Origin of the sequence: Streptococcus vestibularis ATCC 49124 (assembly GCF_000188295.1) — a bacterium.
Lineage (GTDB): Bacteria > Bacillota > Bacilli > Lactobacillales > Streptococcaceae > Streptococcus > Streptococcus vestibularis.
Genome location: NZ_GL831112.1, coordinates 850,463 through 871,514, shown reverse-complemented (window position 1 = coordinate 871,514; position 21,052 = coordinate 850,463). Strand labels below are relative to the sequence as shown.

The 21,052-nt window shown below is 39.3% G+C and carries 20 protein-coding genes; 3 read left to right on the top strand and 17 right to left on the bottom strand.

Annotation, left to right across the window (positions count from 1 at the left end; all coding sequences use genetic code 11):
• Positions 1-13 precede the first annotated feature (13 nt).
• The 9 genes from pepT to queG all read right to left on the bottom strand — a co-directional run bounded on the left by pepT (position 14) and on the right by queG (position 9,139).
• Positions 14-1,237, bottom strand: coding sequence for a peptidase T (gene pepT / locus HMPREF9425_RS04305; RefSeq protein WP_003093077.1), 1,224 nt, complete (start codon positions 1,235-1,237; stop codon positions 14-16).
• Positions 1,238-1,443: 206 nt separating this feature from the next.
• A complete protein-coding gene (gene lepB, locus HMPREF9425_RS04300) occupies positions 1,444-2,001 on the bottom strand; it encodes a signal peptidase I (RefSeq protein ID WP_003097070.1) in 558 nt (185 codons plus the stop codon).
• Between the two features lie 122 nt (positions 2,002-2,123).
• Positions 2,124-3,353: a tetratricopeptide repeat protein gene (locus HMPREF9425_RS04295; RefSeq protein ID WP_037621448.1), complete on the bottom strand. Its 1,230-nt coding sequence runs from the start codon at positions 3,351-3,353 to the stop codon at positions 2,124-2,126.
• Positions 3,343-4,521: an AI-2E family transporter gene (locus HMPREF9425_RS04290; RefSeq protein ID WP_003097067.1), complete on the bottom strand. Its 1,179-nt coding sequence runs from the start codon at positions 4,519-4,521 to the stop codon at positions 3,343-3,345. The genes HMPREF9425_RS04295 and HMPREF9425_RS04290 overlap by 11 nt, the downstream gene beginning before the upstream one ends.
• A 9-nt stretch (positions 4,522-4,530) precedes the next feature.
• The gene (locus HMPREF9425_RS04285; RefSeq protein ID WP_003097065.1) at positions 4,531-5,013 is read right to left on the bottom strand and encodes an NUDIX hydrolase; all 483 of its coding nucleotides are present in this window, start codon (positions 5,011-5,013) and stop codon (positions 4,531-4,533) included.
• A 154-nt stretch (positions 5,014-5,167) separates the two neighbouring features.
• On the bottom strand, positions 5,168-6,097 hold the full coding sequence (gene ftsX / locus HMPREF9425_RS04280; RefSeq protein WP_003097062.1) for a permease-like cell division protein FtsX: 930 nt from the start codon (positions 6,095-6,097) through the stop codon (positions 5,168-5,170).
• Complete coding sequence (gene ftsE / locus HMPREF9425_RS04275; protein WP_003092794.1) at positions 6,090-6,782, bottom strand: cell division ATP-binding protein FtsE; 693 nt, start codon at positions 6,780-6,782, stop codon at positions 6,090-6,092. The genes ftsX and ftsE overlap by 8 nt, the downstream gene beginning before the upstream one ends.
• An 87-nt stretch (positions 6,783-6,869) precedes the next feature.
• A protein-coding gene (prfB, locus tag HMPREF9425_RS04270; RefSeq protein ID WP_152901338.1) for a peptide chain release factor 2 occupies positions 6,870-7,968 on the bottom strand; the annotation gives its coding sequence in 2 pieces (ribosomal slippage) (positions 6,870-7,895 and positions 7,897-7,968; 1,098 coding nt in all).
• A 52-nt stretch (positions 7,969-8,020) separates the two neighbouring features.
• Entirely contained in the window at positions 8,021-9,139 is a 1,119-nt protein-coding gene (gene queG, locus HMPREF9425_RS04265) for a tRNA epoxyqueuosine(34) reductase QueG (protein ID WP_003092460.1), read from the bottom strand.
• Between the two features lie 93 nt (positions 9,140-9,232).
• On the opposite strand from queG, the gene HMPREF9425_RS04260 reads away from it, so the two are divergent.
• Entirely contained in the window at positions 9,233-10,090 is an 858-nt protein-coding gene (locus HMPREF9425_RS04260) for a metallophosphoesterase (protein ID WP_003097057.1), read from the top strand.
• Positions 10,091-10,113: 23 nt separating this feature from the next.
• Here the strand turns inward: HMPREF9425_RS04260 and HMPREF9425_RS04255 are convergent, their stop codons facing one another.
• The 4 genes from HMPREF9425_RS04255 to HMPREF9425_RS04240 form a co-directional block, all read right to left on the bottom strand.
• The gene (locus HMPREF9425_RS04255) at positions 10,114-10,860 is read right to left on the bottom strand and encodes an NADPH-dependent oxidoreductase (RefSeq protein WP_003097054.1); all 747 of its coding nucleotides are present in this window, start codon (positions 10,858-10,860) and stop codon (positions 10,114-10,116) included.
• Between the two features lie 109 nt (positions 10,861-10,969).
• Positions 10,970-13,654 carry a cation-translocating P-type ATPase gene (locus HMPREF9425_RS04250; protein ID WP_003097052.1) on the bottom strand — a complete coding sequence of 895 codons (2,685 nt, stop codon included), beginning with the start codon at positions 13,652-13,654 and terminating at the stop codon, positions 10,970-10,972.
• 265 nt (positions 13,655-13,919) lie between these two features.
• Positions 13,920-14,306, bottom strand: coding sequence for a YwiB family protein (locus tag HMPREF9425_RS04245; protein WP_002884910.1), 387 nt, complete (start codon positions 14,304-14,306; stop codon positions 13,920-13,922).
• A gap of 74 nt (positions 14,307-14,380) precedes the next feature.
• On the bottom strand, positions 14,381-15,244 hold the full coding sequence (locus HMPREF9425_RS04240) for a GNAT family N-acetyltransferase (protein WP_003097048.1): 864 nt from the start codon (positions 15,242-15,244) through the stop codon (positions 14,381-14,383).
• Positions 15,245-15,421: 177 nt separating this feature from the next.
• On the opposite strand from HMPREF9425_RS04240, the gene yidA reads away from it, so the two are divergent.
• Together yidA and HMPREF9425_RS04230 are read left to right on the top strand one after the other, a co-directional pair.
• Positions 15,422-16,231, top strand: coding sequence for a sugar-phosphatase (gene yidA / locus HMPREF9425_RS04235; RefSeq protein WP_003097045.1), 810 nt, complete (start codon positions 15,422-15,424; stop codon positions 16,229-16,231).
• Position 16,232: 1 nt separating this feature from the next.
• Entirely contained in the window at positions 16,233-17,447 is a 1,215-nt protein-coding gene (locus HMPREF9425_RS04230; protein ID WP_003097042.1) for an aminoacyltransferase, read from the top strand.
• A gap of 54 nt (positions 17,448-17,501) precedes the next feature.
• On the opposite strand, the gene HMPREF9425_RS04225 is transcribed toward HMPREF9425_RS04230, so the two are convergent.
• From HMPREF9425_RS04225 to yycF, 4 genes are read right to left on the bottom strand one after another with little or no spacing between them, the layout of a single operon-like run.
• A complete protein-coding gene (locus HMPREF9425_RS04225; protein ID WP_003097039.1) occupies positions 17,502-17,861 on the bottom strand; it encodes a YbaN family protein in 360 nt (119 codons plus the stop codon).
• 60 nt (positions 17,862-17,921) lie between these two features.
• Positions 17,922-18,734 carry an MBL fold metallo-hydrolase gene (locus HMPREF9425_RS04220; protein ID WP_037621682.1) on the bottom strand — a complete coding sequence of 271 codons (813 nt, stop codon included), beginning with the start codon at positions 18,732-18,734 and terminating at the stop codon, positions 17,922-17,924.
• A 5-nt stretch (positions 18,735-18,739) separates the two neighbouring features.
• Complete coding sequence (gene vicK, locus HMPREF9425_RS04215) at positions 18,740-20,080, bottom strand: cell wall metabolism sensor histidine kinase VicK (RefSeq protein ID WP_003097035.1); 1,341 nt, start codon at positions 20,078-20,080, stop codon at positions 18,740-18,742.
• The gene (yycF, locus tag HMPREF9425_RS04210) at positions 20,073-20,780 is read right to left on the bottom strand and encodes a response regulator YycF (RefSeq protein ID WP_003093060.1); all 708 of its coding nucleotides are present in this window, start codon (positions 20,778-20,780) and stop codon (positions 20,073-20,075) included. Before yycF ends, vicK begins: the two co-directional genes overlap by 8 nt.
• Positions 20,781-21,052: the final 272 nt, after the last annotated feature.

Genomic DNA, 21,052 nt, shown 5'->3' with positions numbered 1-21,052 from the left:
TTAGCAAGCGCAATTAGGGATTACTGACAATTCCAAGAATAACATCTACAGCTTTTTCCATTGTTTGTAAAGAAACGTACTCATAACGACCATGCATATTTTCACCACCTGCAAAAAGGTTTGGTGTCGGAATTCCCATGAAAGATATCTTTGAACCATCAGTTCCACCACGAATTGGCTCAATGACTGGAACAATTCCTAGGTCCTCCATAACCTCCTTAGCCAACTCAACAGGCATCATATCTTTTTCAATGACTTGACGCATGTTATAATATTGATCTTTGATCACCAAATCAACTCGCGTTTGACCGTAGGCTTGATTCATTTTATCGGCAATTTCTTGGAAAGTTGCTTTTCGATTTTCAAAAGACTCTGTCTCAAAATCACGAATGATATATGATGAATTTGCTTCTTCAACAGTACCTGTCATTGTTTGAAGATGGTTGAAACCTTGATAACCATCCGTCAACTCTGGACGATCTTCTGCGGGCAACTGATTATGAAAATCAATTGCCAATTGCAAAGCATTGACCATCTGACCTTTTGCTGTTCCAGGGTGGACATTACGGCCATGAAAAGTCAGCTCAGCACCCGCGGCAGAGAAGGTTTCATACTGTAATTCACCCAATGGACCACCGTCAACAGTGTAGGCAAAATCGACATCAAAATCATCAACATCAAATTTATCTGCGCCAATTCCAATTTCTTCATCAGGACCAAAGCCTACACGAATCTCACAATGCTTGATTTCAGGATGTGCCTTCAAATGAGCTAATGCTGTCATAATCTCAGCAATACCAGATTTATCATCAGCTCCAAGAAGAGTGGTGCCATCTGTCGTAATAAGTGTATGACCGATGTAATTCTGGAGATTTGGAAAATCAGTTGGATTTAGGTTGTAACCTGAGGTCCCCAGAGGAATAATGCCTCCATCATAGGATTCAATAACTTGGGGTGATACTCCTTCTGCATTAAAATCTGCAGTATCCATATGAGAGATGAAACCAATCTTACGTGTTAATTGGTCATCGTTAGCCGGCAGGGTTGCCACTAGGTAACCATTACTTTCCAAATAATGGACGTTACTTAAACCAAGCTCTTCCAATTCTGGTTTTAGAATATTCAAAGCAAAATCTACCTGGCTTTGTGTTGTTGGCGTTCTTGTCGCATTTTCATCACTACGTGTATTTATTTTGACATAGCGTAGAAAACGTTCTAAGAGTAAATCGTAGGCCATAAGTACTCCTTTTATTGTATTTACTATTTATCTCAATTATAGCATAAAAACCCATCATATTGATGGGTTGACCGTATGACTGAAACTTTAGTTTCTTTTTCGTAATAAGCCTTAGTCCCCATCACAATTGCATTTGCTAAAGACAATATCACTAAAAAAGCTAGAAACTTATCAAAAGTTTCTAGCTTTTCAGTAGTATTGAAATATTAATCGACATCAACGAAACCAAAACGTGATAGAGGATACAATCTGAAAGAGATAACACCTTTAATTTGGTCCTTTTCAATAAGACCAAACTTACGACTATCATCTGTATTACGACGGTTATCGTTCAACACAAGGTATTGACCTTTTTCAATCTTAGTTTGTTTATTATCTGTCAATGTTGCAATGGAAAAATCATCAGTAAAGAAATTCCCAGGTGACACTGTCGCCAAATAAGCTGATTTATCTTTGCTAATATAGGTTTCGTCAACTGACTTATCATTGATATAAAGGAAATCATCCATAGCTGTCACGCTCTTGCCCTCATCAGCAATAACACGGCCGATATATTCCTTACCATTAACCGTATACAAGATAAAGTCCTTATTATGCGGTTCAACATTTTTATTGAAAGTAACATAATCACCTGCATGAATATAGTCATTTGCCTGACCTTCGGTTACACGGTGTGTTGATAACACAAAAGCTCTTAACAATAAAATCACTACAATGGCAAGAACTGCTATGATAATATTTCGAATTAAATCTCTCTTAACCATATTTACTCCTTATGGGTTCTAATAAAATCATAACATAAATAGACAAATAAAAAAAGAGGAGGTTGAGTAAGATTCGCACTCCCCTCCTTCTATTTAAACAACCAATTAAAACATTTTAAAGCTTAGTAATCTTCAAGAAACGTTTGCATATTGACATCGTCTGGCACCAAGGCAAGGTATTTTTCTGCTGTTACACGCGCCTGGTCTCTGTAACCAAATTCTCTTAGAATATATGCATAATCCTGTAAGAATTCAGGATTATCAGCCAAATCTTTAGACAAATCTTGATAAATTTGAAAAGCTTCTTCATCATCATCAAGTGCTTGATAGGCTCTGGCGATATTCCAACGAGCCAAAACAGAATCTACCTCGTAATCAGCTAAAGCTACCAGGTCCTCGTAACGTTCTTCTTCCAAATAGAGAGTACTTAAACGTAAGACAATCTCATCCTGGTCCTCAGCCAATGGCAAGGCTTGCTTCAAATAAGATTCAGCAGATTGAGTATCATGCAACTCGTAGGATAACTGTGACGCTAACAAAAGTAATTGAACATCAAAGGCATTTTTTGAAATCCCTTGTTGTGCCATACGTAAGGCTTCTTCGGTTTTATGTTCTGCATGTAACGACAAAGCGTAAACATACTCATAACCTTCGAAATCTGCAGACATGGTTTCTATCTGCTTAAAGTAAAAATTAGCTTTTTGATACTCTTCTTGATCATAGAGCAAAGTGGCTAATTCAAAAGCAGTGGTATCATCGTACTCAATTTCAATAGCTTTTTCCAAAAATTCACGAGCAGCTTCAAACTTTCCAAGACTGGCATAAGCCTTACCAATGCGTTCATAAGTAGAAACCCCAGTCATTGCCAGAAGGTCACGATTATCCAATTTAGCATAGTATTGAATAGCTTGTTCAAAATTTCCAAGTTCAAATTCCATCTCAGCCAAACCAAAAATAATCAATGAATCATCTGATAATTGACTTGCCTCTAACAACTTGTCACGTGCTACATCCGTCAAGCCCTCTATTTGGTAGAGGTCTGCCTTTACAATCAACGCAGACAAATAGTCCTCAGACTCCTCAGGAATAGCGTCTAAATAGAGAAACGCTTCTTCAATATTGCCATCTTCGGCTGCAATTTGTGCTAGATTGACATTAACCTCTGGAAAATCAAAACGAACTTTTTCGTAAATTTCCTGTGCCTGTGGTAAGAAACCAATAGACTCTAAGTATTGGCCCAACTCAACAAGAACCTCTGCAGGGTCTTCTCGTAAAGCTTTTTTAAAATATTTGTCAGCGTGGTCTAAATCTTGGTTTCCGATAGAGGCAACCATTTTTTCACTATTTAACATCGTCTTTTTGTCCTTCAATTTCAATGTCATCTTGGTAAAGATTACTTACAGAACGGTACCAATCAAAAATCTCTCTAACAACAACCTTGACAGAGGCATAGATTGGAATCCCTAATAGGACACCCCACACACCGTACAGAGAGCCTGCTGTCAAGAGAATAAACATAATGGTGATAGGGTGAATGCTTAGTTTATTTCCCAAAACAAGTGGAGAAACAAAACGTCCTTCAATAGTTTGCTCGATAACAAAAATGATGAGGACCTTGATTAGCATAGCAGGACCTTGAACCAATCCCATAATAACAACGGGTACCATAGCTAGAAAGCTTCCAAGATAGGGAATCATATTTAGAAATCCTGCTAAAATACCAAAAGTCATTCCATAACGAAGCCCAACAATCTTGAACATGATACAGAACATAATTGCCACGACAATCGCTACTGTCACTTGACCTTGAACATAACCTTCAAGCTGATTATTGATATCTGAAAGCATACGGACAGTCGTTTTACGAAAACGTGTCGGTAAAGCTGAGACAAAGCTATGTTTCATCTTTTGACTATCTCTTAAGAGATAAAAAAGAATGAATGGTGTCAAAATGATAGCAACTGTTACTCTTGCTACTGTGCTAGCAAAGGTCCCAATCCAAGTCAGAGCTGAAGTAGAAAAGTGCTCGGCATAATTGACCATTCTCGCTGAAAAATCACTGAGCACAGCCTCTAAATCTCCATGAAAATTGGAAAGAATAGGAAGTTTCAACCAACGTTCCGTTTCACTGTTTGCCCGAGCAATGTATGATGGTGCATTTCTAATCAAAATCAAAATTTGATCTTGTAAGTTAGGAATAGCCGTCGAAATTCCCCAAACTAGGAGTAAGGCAAGAATAGCATAGATAAGCAAGATAGACATGGTCCGATTTAAACCAGTTTTTTCGACTAATAGCACCAAAGGTTTTATCAGATAATAAAGGAGCATGGAAATAACCAGCGGCAACATAATAATGGTCAGAAATTGAATAACTGGTGAAAAAATTGGACTAATTTTGGTAAAAATCAAGACCGTCAAACCAATCAAGAGTAAGATTAGAAAGGCCATTACCACCTGATTATTCAAAATCCACATAAAAAACCATGTTTCTGAAAATTTTTCTGTCTTTTTACGGCTCATAGTTTCTCCTTATTTATCATAAAAAGTTACAGTTTTATCTACCAAGTTCTGGTTAGAATCATAAACAAATTTTGCAGAGAAGAAAGGTCTATCTTCAAGAATCCACTTAAAAATCTCATAGTCACCTTCCCAGGTTGGCTTCGTTAAAACCTGATCATATGGCACCCATTCAAGTGTCCCTTCGCGAGATTCCTCATCTGAGATGAGTTCTCCTTCAAAATCAGTCACCTTAAAGACATAGGTATACCAATCGTGGCCCGGAGTAAATTCAGGGAAGGTAATCATACCTTTGAAGTCCATCTCAGTTACTGTAAAATTGGTTTCCTCGAAAATTTCACGACGAGCACATTCATCTGGTGTCTCTCCAGCTTCTAGTTTTCCCCCGACAGAAATCCACTTTCCTTCATGAACATCATTAGGCTTTTTATTACGATGTAGGAGCAAAAGCTCCTTTCCATTGTCAATATAACAAATGGTAGCTAACTTTGTCATAATGCATCTCTTTTCCAATGTTTTTTAAATATTATACCAAATATAGTCTTTGATTTGGACTTTGAGCAGACGATTTTCAGATAAAGCTGAAATCTCTGCTCCTGAATCTCTTGACAAGCAAAAAGAGAACCAGAACGGCTCTCCTTTAATTGCATTAATACTTCAAATAACGGCGCATTGCCATACGTGACCCAATCGAACCGATAATGATACCGACTGCGAAAAGGGTTCCGATAACCGCATAGACAAACCAGTCTGCGTCATACATAGAAATACCACCTTTAACGAAATCAGGGTTCAAAGATGAGTATACCATATGATACAAAAGGTAAATGAGGCCAGAAGGAATGATAGCACCAAGTGCTCCAATCCAAGCACCTTCCATCAAGTAGGGACGACGAATGTATGAATTCTTAGCACCTACCAAACGCATGATTTGAATTTCAGTCGCACGTGACATAATGGTAATACGGATGGTATTTGAAATCAATAGGACAGCCACAATAGTTAAGAGAGCTGTGGCAATGATTCCCCAAAATTGAACACGTTTCATAGTAGACATCAGAATTTCGGTATCGGAACCACCAAAGTTAGCGTTATCAACACCCTGAATGGCTTTTGCTTCCTTGGCAACACGACTGACATCATCTGGTGATTTCGTTTGGACGATGTAAACATCTGAAAGAGGGTTGGCATCTCCAGTAGCTGTCTCGAAACTTGAACCCATTGTTTCAATGAGTTGTTTCTTTTGTTCTTCTTTGCTAGAGAAGGTAACCTTATCTACACCTTTGATTTTGGTCAAAGCATCATAAATCTTATGGTAGTCTTTATTAGCAACAATCTGTCCAGAAAGTTCCTTGACTGTTTCTGAAGCATCTGCTGAATCAGGCTGCAAGTACACATTGACCTGAATATTTTTTTCAATATCTGAAGCCAATTTTTGCGTGTTAAGAATAACAGAACCAAATACACCTAAAAGCGAAAGAACAATCATTACCGAAAATACTGCGGTAAGTGTCGACAATAGATTACGTTTGAGATTCTTAATCGATTCTCCTAAATGGCGGAAAAAGCGTCTAATCATGGTAACCGTACTCTCCTTCCTCTTCATCACGAACAATACGTCCTTCCTCAATCGCTAAAACACGATGACGAAGGTTATTAACGATAGTTGAGTTATGGGTTGCCATTATAATGGTAGTCCCTTGCAAGTTGATACGTTCAAGTACCTGCATAATTTCCCAAGAAATCTCTGGGTCCAAGTTTCCTGTTGGTTCATCTGCGATCAAAACTTTAGGATTATTAACAATGGCACGCGCAATAGCGACACGTTGTTGCTCACCACCAGACAATTGATTTGGGAATGAACGCATCTTGTGTTTAAGACCAACCAACTCGAGTACTTCTGCCACTCGTTTCTTGATATGACGAGGTTTCTCACCAATAACTTCCATGGCATAAGCAACATTTTCAAAAGCTGTTTTCTTGGGAAGAAGTTTATAATCCTGGAAAACAACCCCAATAGAACGTCGCAAGAGTGGTACATCTTTCTTACGAAGACGGGTTAAATCAAACTCCCCAACCTTCATAGAACCACTCGTTAATTTTTCTTCTTGGTAGAACAAGCGAATTAAACTTGATTTACCAGCACCAGAAGGGCCGACTAAGTAAACAAACTCCCCTGAGTTGACAGATAAATCAATATGTCTTAGAGCTGTTGTTGACTTATCATACTTCTTAGTAACATCTTTTAATTCAATAAGAGCCATAATGTCAGTATTCAACTATTAAAGTAGCTGAACGCCTTCCTTTCATTAAGATAAAGTATCTAAATACTTAAAAATAGTATATCGTTACTATTCTTCCATACGCCACTTGAGGTAGGCATCGATGAAGCCTTCAATATCTCCATCCATTACCTTATCAACCTGGGCAACTTCGTAGCCTGTACGGTGATCTTTAACCATGGTATATGGCGTGAAAACGTATGAGCGAATTTGACTTCCCCAAGTGATTTCTTTCTTATCACCTTTCAAAGCATTCACTTCTTCTGCTTTCTTTTCTTGCTCCATTTGATAGAGCTTAGCTTGTAGCATCTTCATCGCACGGTCGCGGTTTCCGTATTGTGTACGGTCGACCGTTGAAGCTACAACAATACCTGTTGGAATGTGGGTCAAACGCACACCTGTAGACACTTTGTTGACGTTCTGACCACCAGCACCACCTGAGCGGAATGTATCCATCTTGATATCATCATCACGAATCTCAACTTCAATGGTATCATCCAATTCAGGCATGACTTCCACTGATGTAAAAGAGGTATGGCGACGTTTGGCAGAGTCAAATGGTGAAATACGAACCAAACGGTGGACACCCATTTCTGACTTAAGGAAACCATAAGCATTAGGTCCTTCAAAAGCAAGGGTTACAGATTTGATTCCAGCCTCATCACCCGCCTGATAATCCAAAGTCTCAACTTTGAAACCTTTGGCATTTCCATAACGCTGGTACATCCGGAGTAACATATCTGCCCAGTCTTGAGCCTCTGTCCCACCAGATCCTGGATGAATTTCAAGAATGGCATTACTATGGTCATATGGCTCAGACAGGAGCAGCGTCATCTCGTAACTTGTCATAATCTTATCAAGCTTTTCGAGAGTTTCTTCGAGTTCCTCTTGAATGCTATCATCTTCTTCCAACATTTCCAAATAAAGCTCTGTCTCGTCAGAGAGTTCTTGCATATTGTTGAAAGTTTCGTACTTCATTTTGAGCTCATTTAAATCTTGTGAAGTCTTTTGAGCTGCAATATTATCATTCCAAAAATCTGGCTCAGTCATTCGGTTTTCAAGGAGCGCAATGTCCTCTTCCAAACGATCTAAGTCAAAGAGACCTCCCGAAGCTCACGAGCTTCTCTTGATTTTCAGAGATTTTTTGGCGAATTTCTGCCACTTCCATGGATAGGTTTCCTCCATTTTATAGTATTATGCTTAATTCTAGCATAAATCACTTAAATTTGCCATTTTGCACACACAAGCTCCCACTCTGCTTGGGCGTCTTCATCTTTAAGTGAAAGATTGCTCATATAGTCTAACATGGCCTCATCAGGCTTCTTAACAATCTCACCGAGAGCCCAAATAGCAGTTGCCGTGTGAATGGGATTATTATTCTTATCGATAATCTCCATCAGTTTAACAATAGCATTGCGATCATGTAGGTTGGCCAAGGCAATAATAGCATTACGCTGAAGAATATTCTTCCCGCGCCATGAACCGGCAATCATCCCAAATTTCTCCTTGAAGGATTTGTTGGTCAGCTCAAGAAAAGGAAGTAATTCAGGCATGGCAAGCTCAGGATCAATGTCTGAAGCCAAGGGATTGTCGATACCTCTGTTATATGGACAGGAAATCTGACAAATGTCGCAACCATAGATAACAGTCTTGATCTTCTTTCGAAACTCCATATCCATCATACCTTTATCCTGTGTTTGGAAGGATAGGCAACGACGAGCATTCATCGTACCATCACCAATGAGACAAGATGTCGGACAAGCATCCAGACAACGACGGCAATCCCCACAACCATAGTCAACTTCTTGATCTGGTTCAATCTCTAGATTAGTGATAAGCTCGCCAAGATACATGTAGGACCCGTATTCTTTCGAGATAACTAGTCCATTTTTCCCTATGAAACCAATACCAGCTCGCTTGGCCACTGCTGTATCGACCAGGGCTCCAGTGTCCACCATACCTTTATATTCGAAGTTTTCCGTCAGTTTTTCAATGCCTTCTGCCAGACGCTTCAATTTATCCTGCAAGACATAGTGATAATCTAGACCCCATGAATTTGGAGTGATTTTGCCACGCTTATATTCTGTTTTTGGGGGTTGTTGTGGCAGCTTATGCGGATAGGCAACTGCAATGGAAATGATGGTTTTAGCTGATTCCAAGGTCAACTTAGGATAAATACGCTCTTCAATATTTTTATGTTCAAAACCTGTCGTTCGCCCTTCTTCGACTCCAAGTCGAAGGGATTTCTCCAGATAGGCAAAATCATCGGCGGTTGTAAAACCAATTTTTGAAATGCCAATCTCCTTGGCCATCTTTTGTATTTCTAACTTGATATCCATATTCTTATCATAATGAAATTATAGCCCTAGGGCAAGTATTTTCCACCATCTTCATTTACAGACAAGACTTAACCTTTTTGTTACAATGTTCCTATGACAAGACTTGCAGTAATGAGTGATTTACATATTGATTTGAATCACTTTGAAACATATGAAATCGATACTCTAATAAAGTGCCTAAAAGATCAAGAGGTTAGCCACCTCCATATCGCTGGTGATATCTCCAATCATTTTTTTATTGACACGAAACCTTTTCTACGAAAACTGTCTAAGGCGGTCAAGGTCACCTATAATTTAGGCAATCATGATATGCTTGATTTAGAAGACAAACTTATTGATAATCTTGATTTTCAGGTGATTGATTTAGGTAGCAAGACCTTATTGGCTTTTCATGGATGGTATGATTATTCCTATTCTGATGAAAAATTGGATAAGATTCTTAAACGTAAGAAACAACTTTGGTTCGACCGAAGACTTAAGCGTTTAGGTACTGATCCGGAAATCTGTCAAAGGAGTCTCAAGAAGCTCGATAATATCTTAAGTGAATTAAACACTCGTAACCTTATAGTTGCCATGCATTTTGTTCCTCACAGTCGCTTTACCATGACACATGAACGTTTTGCATCGTTTAATGCCTACTTAGGCTCGGAAGAATTCCACCAGATTTTCGTCAAGCATGGCGTTAAAGATGTTATTTTTGGTCATGCCCACCGCAGTTATGGGACGGTAACTATTGACGGTGTAACCTATCACTCACGACCTCTTGGATATCGACGAGAATGGGATTTAACCATCGACTTTGTTTCCAATCACCCTGAACTCAATCCTACTGGAACGTGGAACCTCTCCAAACGTTATAATCTGGTCAAGAAACGACCAGAGTTTTTAGAGTATGAAAAAAAGGAACTGGCAAATGAGTTCCTTTCATCAATGACACTATTTGATTTGTAGAACGACTCTTTAGGAGTCGTTTTTTAGTCGGTGAAAAATCCCTGCTTTTGAAGGTCCTTCAAAGTATTCGCACGATTGGCAACGGATTTATCCATTGTCGTTGCAATCTGAGTCGTAAATTCATCAACCCTATTATTGAGATCGCGAAGGTCATAATACTCATGGACTTCAGCATCGTAATCTTTTAGCTCCTCCAAGGGATTTTCTAAATCCTGATAATAATTTTCCATATGGATGACGTGACGTGGCAAACGAGGTTTAAGCTGTGGTTCCTGATCTGGCCAACCAACTGCTAAGCCCACTGCTGGATAGACATACTTTGGAAGTTTGAGAAGCTCTGAAAGTTTGGCATTATCATTTAAAATACTCCCCAAATAAACTGTTCCCATACCTAAACTCTCAGCAGCTACTACCACATTTTGAGCAGCAATCATTGCATCCGAGAAGGCTGAGATAAAGCGTTCGGGACTACCTTGCACCAAGGCTTCAGCACCTTTTGCCTCTGCAATCAAAGTATTACGTCTTTGGTCCACAACAAATACAAATAGGTGCCCAGCATTTGGAATATAAGGCTGATTGGCAATTTCAGCAATTTCTTCCTTCAATTTTTGATCAGTAATACTGATAATCGAATAGGATTGTCTAAAATTACTCGTTGATGTATGGCGAGCAACATCAACAAGAAGGTTAACCTCTTCTTGTGTCAAAGTCACAGGTTTAAACTGACGAATACTGCGGTGATTGAGTTGTGTTTTAATGGTTTCATTCATAGCCTTCTCCTTAACTTATGATTAGTTCCTTTCAATTATAAACAAGACCCCTCCTGAATTCAAGATGTGATAAGAAAAAGCCAGAGACCATTATCTCTGACTTTATGTCTTAAATAGCGTCTTTATCCTTACCAAGGGCACGTTGAATAGCTTTGACTAATTCAACCGAAACCACAATCAAGAATGAACCTACAATAACAGCAAGCCATTGTGTCAGACTAAGGTGTGATACATGGAAGAGATTATTAAACCCAGGAACTACGATAGTTGCCATCAAAAGAACAAAGGCTACTGGAATTGCCCAGTTGAAAGTCTTGTTTCTAAAGAGACCAACTTTAAAGACTGATTGATAAACAGATTTAACGTTAAAGGCATGGAGCAACTGGATTAATCCAAGGGTAGCAAAGGCCATTGTAAGGGCATCCGCATGAATTTCTGCTTGCGTATGATGCTCTGGAAAGGCAAGACCCCAACCATATACTGCCAGAACAAGGATAGTTTGGAAAACACCTTGATACATAATCGCTCCGAAGACACCACCATCAAAGAAGTTTGATTGGCGACCACGAGGTTTGTGAGTCATAATACCTGGTTCAGCTGGTTCAACCCCAAGAGCGATGGCTGGAAGGGTATCAGTTACTAAGTTAATCCAGAGAAGATGCACCGGTTGAAGCACATCCCATCCAAATAATGTAGCAAAGAAGATAATAAAGACTTCGGCCATGTTGGCTGACAAAAGGTATTGGATTGATTTTTGAATATTTGAGAAGACCTTACGTCCTTCTTCTACTGCAACGATGATTGTCGCAAAATTATCATCGGCAAGAACCATATCTGAAGCTCCCTTAGAAACCTCTGTACCTGTAATTCCCATACCGATACCGATATCAGCTGTCTTAAGTGAAGGCGCATCATTAACTCCGTCACCTGTCATAGCAACAACCTTGCCATCATTTTGCCACGCCTTAACAATACGAACCTTGTGTTCAGGAGACACACGCGCATAAACAGAGTACTGTTTAAAGACTTTTTGGAACTCTTCATCAGAAAGCTCATTAAGCTCAGCTCCAGTAAAGACATGATCTTCCGTATCATTTGGATCAATGATACCGAGACGCTTAGCGATTGCTTCCGCTGTATCTTGGTGGTCACCTGTAATCATAATTGGACGGATTCCCGCTTCTTTAGCGACACGAACAGCTTTTGCTGCTTCAGGACGTTCTGGGTCAATCATCCCTACCAAACCAGAGAAAATCAAATCAGATTCAACAACTTCAGATTCCAAAGTAGGAATTTCACTCGTTGTCTTATAAGCCATCATCAAGACACGGAGAGCTTGTTTGGCCAAGTCTTTATTAGTTGCAAGGATAGCTTTCTTGTCTTCATCCGTGATAGAACGAACCTCACCATTGATTTCAATTTGAGTCACACGTTTGAGCAATTGGTCAGGTGCACCTTTAACAGCTACAAAGTATGTGCCATCCGCTTCTTTATGAATAGTAGACATGAGCTTACGGTCAGAGTCAAATGGCAATTCTGCCACACGAGGCTCTGATTTCAAAACTTCGCGAACATCAAAATTGTGATCCAAACCAAACTGTACAAGGGCTGTTTCTGTTGGGTCCCCGATTAATTTACCATCTGGATCCACCTTCGTATCATTAGCAAAGTTCATAATACGAAGGGTCGTATTGTCAGCACTAAGTTCTGTATCAGCGTTTTGCAATTGACCGTTTGTATAGACTTTTTCAACAGTCATCTGGTTCATGGTTAAGGTACCAGTCTTATCAGATGCGATAATTTCTGTTGAACCAAGGGTTTCAACGGCTGGCAATTTACGAACAATTGAATTGCGTTTGGCAAGAGTCGTTGTTCCAAGTGACAGGAGAATCGTTACAATGGCAGGCAAACCTTCAGGAATGGCTGCAACGGCAAGCGCAACGGCAACCATCAAGCCTTCAAGAGGCTGTTCACCACGAATGAAGACACTAACCAAGAATGTCACCAAGGCAATAGCGACAATCAGATAAGTCAAGGTCTTAGACAATTGCTCCAAGCTTTGTTTCAATGGTGTTTGTGATTCGTCCGCATTAGCCAGCATATCTGCAATCTTACCAACCTCAGTATACATACCAGTATTGGTTACAACTCCAGTACCACGACCATAAGTAACGTTAGAGTTTTGGTAACCCATATTCACACGGTCACCAATACCTGCATCAGCTGCAACCGTTTCAGTAATATCCTTTTCAACTGGAACGGATTCACCTGTAAGGGCTGCTTCTTCAATCTTAAGTGAGGCAGCTTCGAGCAAGCGCATATCCGCAGGAACAACATCACCTGCTTCAAGCAAGACGATGTCTCCAGGAACCAATTCGCGTGAATCAATTTCAACCACATTGCCATCACGGCGAACACGAGCCATCGGACTAGACATGTTTTTGAGAGCTTCAATAGCCGCTTCTGCTTGTCCCTCTTGATAAACACCAAAGGCAGCATTCAAAACAACAACGGCTAAAATAATGCAGGCATCCGTCAAACCATGAATACCTTCTGTAATAACAGAAAGGGCGGCAGCGACAAGCAAGATGATGATCATCAAATCTTTAAACTGATCAATGAATTTTGACAAGAGGCTGCGTTTTTCACCTTCATCCAACTCGTTATAGCCATAGGCATCTAAACGTTCCTTGGCTTGTGCAGTGGACAAACCATCAACAGAAGTGTCCAAGTTTTTTAGGACTTCTTCCTCTCCTTGTGTGTAAAACAAGGCTTTATTTTGTTCTTTAGACAAAATAATCTCCTCCTTCTCTATAGGGAAAAATGGCTAACAAGACTCTTTTCATATAAAAAAATCATACAAAAAGAGACTTGTTTAATTAAAAAAAAGTCTCGCTGTTTAAGAATATGCCGGAAATATAAAATTTCGTAATGACGACATAATCGCAACTGTTAATCAAATCTCATGATTACAGTCACCTGCTACTCCCTTATTTGTACTAAACATTTTATCATAAATTATTCGTTATTCAAGCAAAATGATTCTATTTTTTCAAAAATTAAAACCAAGAAACTTCTAATTCATAATCAGCAAAAACATCTTCTGTTTCTGGATGTTTCAATTGATAATGAATATCAACTGTCTGTCCATTTGGGTCATGGGCAAATAAACTAGTGTCTGTCAGAAAATGCTGAGTACCAAGCGGTGTCGGAATGTGGACCAAGGCAGGTACTTTAGCAGAAAAACGCATGATGGATTTAGGGTTAGAAAAGCGTGTCATCACTAGCTCATCCTGATTCAACTTAATAACCACTTTTTCTTTCTCGGAATTATGATGAACAAGATAGGTATAATCCCCTTTTTCCATAACCTCACAAGTGTGGATTTCTTCGATAATTTCCGTTTGATCGCCTACTTTAATTTTGTTTTTGATTTTAATTTCCATTAATTACTCCTTTTGTTACTATACCTATTTTGACAACTCTAATGCGATACTGACAGCAATCTCCAAACAAGTCATTAAATCTGTTCCAAGTAAACCACTTGGGTTTGTTTGATAAAGCCGATTTTTTCATACAAACGTTTTGCTCCAATATTGTCATCTTCCACTGCAATTTGGAAGGACTTGTCATTTTCTGCAATGAATTGATTTACGACTGATTTAGCCAGATAACTACCATAGCCTTGGCCACGATAGGCTTCTGCTACGGCAAGTCCATAGAGATAGTTGCTATTTCCAGATAAATCGACCGTACAAACTCCAATCACTTGACCTTCTTTGAGTAGGATGTAAAGTAGGCCATCAGAGTCCTTCAGTGCCTCTGTAATGTATCTCCGACTTACTTCAAGTGTTTCCTCTGCATCAGAAAAGGCTTGGTGGTGAAGTTGAGTAATTTCTTCAAGATAAGAGGGTTCTGCTAAGAGCACCTTAACATCTGAACGGGACTCCAAAACATATGGTGTCCTATCTCTCCCTAGCCAGGTTTCCGTCTCTTCATTCTCAATCAAACCCCAATGTCTTGCCAAATCAGGATGACCATCTAGAAAAACACGCTCCGTCTGAAAGGTCACTGAGCGAATAGGGTAAGATGCCGTTTCTTCTTTGAAACTCTTAACCAAGGCACGTGCAATGCCCTTACGACGACGATTGGGATGAACTAGGATACTTAGTTCAACATCCTCATCATCCGCATAGACCGTTAATAAGCCAAGCAACTTTCCCTCTTGATAATAGAGGAAAAAGGCCGGCATATTGGGGTCAAAATTAAGCATATTGGAGAGATAAGGTTCTCGAAAGGTTTGATCATGGGCTTGGCAGCTAGCAATCAATGCTTTTGCTTCCTTACGTTCTTGCTCCGTCAATTGGTTGGTTGCTCGAATCACTATATCTCTCCTTTATTTGTCTGACCTTATTTTACCAATTAAAAAGCATTTGGGCAATTCTTACCTAATCTACTTCTTTAAAGAGACAATAATACTTTTATCAGGAAGAACTATGACAAAGCACCTAAATTTTAGTAAAATAGAAGGGAAACTTACTAAACGAAACAGGTACTTATTATGTCTATTAAACTTATTGCTGTTGATATTGATGGAACGCTTCTAAATAGCCAACGTCAAGTTACACCGGAAGTCTTTCAAGCGATTCAAGATGCTAAAGCCGCTGGTGTAAAGGTTGTTATTGCGACTGGTCGCCCTATTCCAGGAGTACTTCCACTTCTTGAAGAGCTTAACCTCAACCAAGACGGAGACTATGTTATCACTTTTAATGGTGGTCTTGTCCAAGAGACTTCTACTGGTAATGAATTGATTCGTGAGACACTCTCATACGAAGACTACCTTGATATTGAGGTTTTGGCTAACAAACTTGGTGTTCATTCACATGCTATTACTAAAGATGGTATCTACACAAGTAATCGAAATATTGGACGTTACACCGTTCATGAGTCTACACTTGTTCATATGCCAATTTACTATCGTACACCTGAAGAGGTAGCTGACAAGGAATTCGTTAAGGCCATGTATATCGATGAACCTAAAATTCTTGATGCAGCCATTGCCAAACTTCCACAGGAATTTTATGACCGCTTTACCATTGTAAAATCAACACCATTTTATCTAGAAATTCTCAAGAAAACAGCCAACAAAGGTATCGCTGTAACCCATCTTGCTGAAAAACTCGGTCTTTCGAAAGAAGAAACAATGGCTATCGGTGATGAAGAAAATGACCGTGCTATGCTTGAAGTCGTTGGCTCTCCTGTTGTTATGAAAAATGGAAATCCAAAAATCAAGAAAATCGCCAAACACATCACAAAATCAAATGATGAATCTGGTGTCGCTTACGCTATTAGAAAGTGGGTGCTAGACTAATATGTATACCTATAAAACTGGTCTCAGTACTTCCGAGCATGACCGCTTTGTGATTGATAGTCCTCAAACCAACTTATTACAAAGTAGCTCATGGGCAAAAATCAAGGATAGTTGGGGCAATGACCGCCTAGGTTTCTATCAAGATGGTAATCTCGTTGCTGTCGCTAGTGTCCTTATTCAGCCACTTCCTCTTGGCTTTTCTATGATTTATATTCCTCGTGGGCCTATTATGGACTATCAAAATAAAGAGTTGCTCGCCTTTGTTATGGCTTCACTAAAAAAATATGCCAAAACAAAGCGTGCCCTCTTTGTGAAATTTGACCCAAGTCTCTTCGTGACTAAAAGCTTGATTTCACAAGAAGCTGAAATCCGTAAAGAGACTATGGCAATTGCCAAATACATCCAAGCTCTTGGCGTTGAATGGACAGGCCTCACTGAAGATATGGCTGAAAATATCCAACCTCGCTTCCAGGCTAATATCCATAAGGAAGATTTCACTGAAGAACAACTCTCTAAAAGTACCAAGCAGGCTGTTCGTACTGCTCGAAACAAGGGGATTTCAGTCCAATTTGGTGGTACTGAACTTCTTGAACAATTCGCATCTTTGATGAAGAAGACAGAGGCCCGTAAGAACATCCACCTTCGTGGCATTGACTATTATGAAAAGTTGTTGACGACTTACCCAGAGTCGTCATACATTACACTCTCGACACTAGACTTGCCAGCTCGTCTCAAAGATCTTAATAAACAACTGGAAAAGAACATCGCTGATGCAGCCAAGTTCACTGAAAAAACTAAACCAGGAAAAATCGAGAACAATAAGCAAGAGCACAAAAGACTTAAAGAAGAGATTGACTTTCTTCAAGAAAAGGTTGATGCTGGAAATAAGACTGTCCCACTTTCAGGTACATTAGTTCTTGAATTTGGCAAGACGTCTGAGAATATCTATGCAGGAATGGATGAAGACTACCGCCGTTATCAACCGGCTATTCTGACCTGGTATGAAACAACTAATCACGCCTTTGACCGTGGTTCCGAATGGCAAAATATGGGGGGAATTGAAAATTCACTTGATGGTGGTTTGTATAATTTCAAGTCTAAATTTAACCCACGTATTGAACAATTCATTGGGGAATTCAACCTTCCAGTTAGCCCTCTTTACGGACTAGCCAATTTTGCCTATAAAGTCCGTAAGAAATTACGTAGCAAACATTAATGGATAGTATTTAAAATGAGACTTCCTTTTGGAAGCCTCATTTTTTATCTTTTATTAGTCTTTATCAGGAATAACCTTAAAGAGATAATAAGTGATGAAGATCGTCAGGCAAAAGAGTCCGATTTTCACCCATAGGATGGGGGCGAAAAAGATTGATATTCCCATTAAAACATAGATTTGGATAATGATTCTTTTCTTTCGTTCTTTGGCAATCGATTTTGTTTCTCGAAAATCGGCGACATAAGTTTGGTAAAGTTTGGTATTATATAACCATTTCTCAAAACGTTTGGAACTTCTAGCAAAACAAGCAATGGCTAAAAGTAGAAAAGGTGTTGTGGGCAAGATAGGAAGAGGAATTCCAAGAATGCCCAAACCAAGCGATACCATCCCTAGCGAGAGATAAATTATTTTCATATATACTGTCCTTTTAAAAAGCCGCACTAAACGTATTAGTGCAGCTCTTCTGCTATTATTTTAAATATCTGTTAGTGGGGTCGCCGTGTCTGGTGAGGTATCAAAAACCTTAAAGTCAGTTCCAACACCAAAGTCAGCTCGAGCCAACTGATTTTCCATGGTCATGTGGGCCAACTCCTTGATATTATTTTCTTTGGAAAGGTGACCCAAGTAGATCTTTTTAGTTTTATTACCAATGCTACGAATCATAGCATCCGCTCCATCTTCATTACACAAGTGACCTTGATCAGAGAGGATACGTTGCTTAGTTGACCAAGGATAAGAACCTGCCCTAAGGATTTCAATATCATGATTGGACTCAATCAGATAACCATCAGCATTCTCAATAATACCTGCCATGCGATCAGACACATAACCCGTATCCGTCAACATGACAAAACTCTTCCCATCTTTCATAAAACGGTAAAATTGTGGATCAATGGCATCATGACTAACTCCGAAAGATTCAATGTCGATATCACCAAAAGTTAGAAGCTTATCGCGAGAAAAAACATGTTTCTGACTATTATCAACCTTACCCAGCATATTCTTACTATCCATAATTTGCCAGGTTTTCTCATTCGCGTAGATATCCATACCGTATTTACGAGCTAAAACACCTACACCATGGATATGATCCTTGTGCTCATGCGTTACTAAGATGGCATCAAGATCACTTGGATCACGATCAATCTCTGCTAGCAAACTTGTAATCTTTTTTCCTGATAAACCAGCATCCACTAGAATCTTCTTTTCTGGAGTTTCCAAATAAAAGGAATTCCCGGTTGACCCTGAAGCCAAAATACTGTATTTAAACCCTAAATCTGAGGTCATTTCTACTACATCTCCCATTCATCAACCATCATGGCATCCTTGTCATATGGAAGCACAATTGTAAAAGTTGAACCCTTACCATACTCACTCTTAGCCCAAATAAAGCCCTTATGTTGTTTAACAATTTCTTTTGCAATGGACAAGCCAAGTCCTGTTCCACCTTGAGCACGACTTCTGGCCTTATCAACGCGGTAAAAACGGTCGAAAATCAACGGCAAATCCTTCTTAGGAATACCCAAACCTTGGTCAGAAATAGAAACAATCAACTGTGAATCAGTCGTCTTCATAGACACTGTAATCTTACCACCATCAGGCGAATACTTGATGGCATTATTAAGTATATTATCTACGACCCGAGTCATCTTATCAGTATCAATTTCCACCCAAATAGAGTTTACTGAGTAATCTCTAATGATTTCATAAAACTTACCTGGATTAGTTTCTTGACTCTTAATTTGATCAAACCGATTCAAGATATAGGTCATAAAGGCTGTAAAGTTTGTCATTTCGACATCAAGCTGTGTGCTTTTATTGTCAATTCGAGACAATGCCAAGAGGTCAGAAATCATACGCATCATGCGGTTGGTTTCATCTAAAGAAACTTTAATAAAGTTTGGAGCAATTTCTTCGTGGAGAGCACCATCATCAAGCGCTTCAAGATAGGATTTCACTGAAGTCAAAGGTGTCCGCAATTCGTGACTAACATTTGATACGAAGAGACGACGTTCACGCTCCTCTTTTTCCTGTTCAGTGGCATCATGAAGAACGGCTACCAGACCTGAAATAAAACCAGATTCCTTACGAATTAGTGCAAAATTAACACGTAGCGTCACAAATTCATCATTAGCATCTCGACGCGACAGATGGATTTCGGGGGTCTTAGACAACAATTCACTATAGGTGTAGGGATTCTCACCATCTAATAAATCCAAAATAGACATCTGAGTCGCACTTTCGCGATCTAAATTCAACAAGCGTTGAGCAGTGCTATTAATCATGGTAATCTGACCACGGCGATTGGTCGCAATAACCCCGTCACTCATGTACGAAAGGACAGATGATAAGCGGTTTTTTTCCTGGGCTAGATTTTCATGTGTCAAACGAAAGACGTCCGACAAATCATTCAAGCGATCCGCTAGCTCTAAAAGCTCTGAATCTCCCTTTATGCGTAATTTTTCATTATAATTACCTGCCATAAGGGACTTGACTCTCTTAGTCAACTTTCGGATATTTTTAGCTTGTCGATAATCACGATAAGCTAAAAAAATAAAATAGAAAGCAACAAATAGGAGCGTAAAGAGTAAGGCTAGTTCAAAGCTTGTAATATTTAAGCCAATACTAGTCATAATTCTTCATGTAATAACCGACACCACGACGCGTCAAGATATATTCAGGACGGCTAGGTGTATCTTCAATCTTTTCACGCAGACGACGAATAGTTACGTCCACAGTACGAACATCCCCAAAATAGTCATAACCCCAAACGGTTTCAAGCAAATGTTCACGCGTCATAACTTGTCCCATATGTGTTGCCAAATGGAAGAGCAACTCAAATTCACGGTGGGTCAACTCAACTTCGTTTCCACGTTTTTTAGCGACAAAGGCATCCGGAACAATAATCAACTCACCAATTGAAATTTCCTGCTTGCCAGAGTTAGAGCTCTCTTCTACTGCAGTTTCAATAGTTTCTGTACGACGCAAGTGGGCTTTAATACGTGCCAACAATTCACGGTTAGAAAATGGCTTAGTCACATAGTCGTCTGCCCCAATTTCTAATCCGATAACCTTATCAAACTCACTATCTTTAGCTGAAAGCATAATAATCGGTGTGTGGCTCGTTTTACGGATTTCCTTGGCTACTTCCAAGCCATCCAGTTCAGGCAACATCAAGTCCAGGATAACCAAGTCTGGTTTTTCAGCTTCAAATTGTTCTAAAGCTTCTCGACCATCAAAGGCCGTAACCACTTCATAACCCTCCTTAGTAAGGTTAAACTTGATGATATCCGATATTGGTCTTTCATCATCAACAACTAGAATTTTTTTCATAATAAACACCTCATCGGTTTTCTTAAGTCATTCAATTTAGTAAAGCCAAAAACTTTACGTATCAAAGGTATTATACCAAAAAATAGGTCAAGGACCAAGTTTCTACTATAGATATTAAGCTGATATACAAGCTTTCTTTGTTTTTTGAGATAGCTTTGCTATGTGTAATCGGTAAAAAGACGAACACTATGATTGAATTTTCAAACATTTTTGACATTTTGCTATATCTATAGTAAAATACACTCTTGTTGTTACATATATTAATGTAAAAT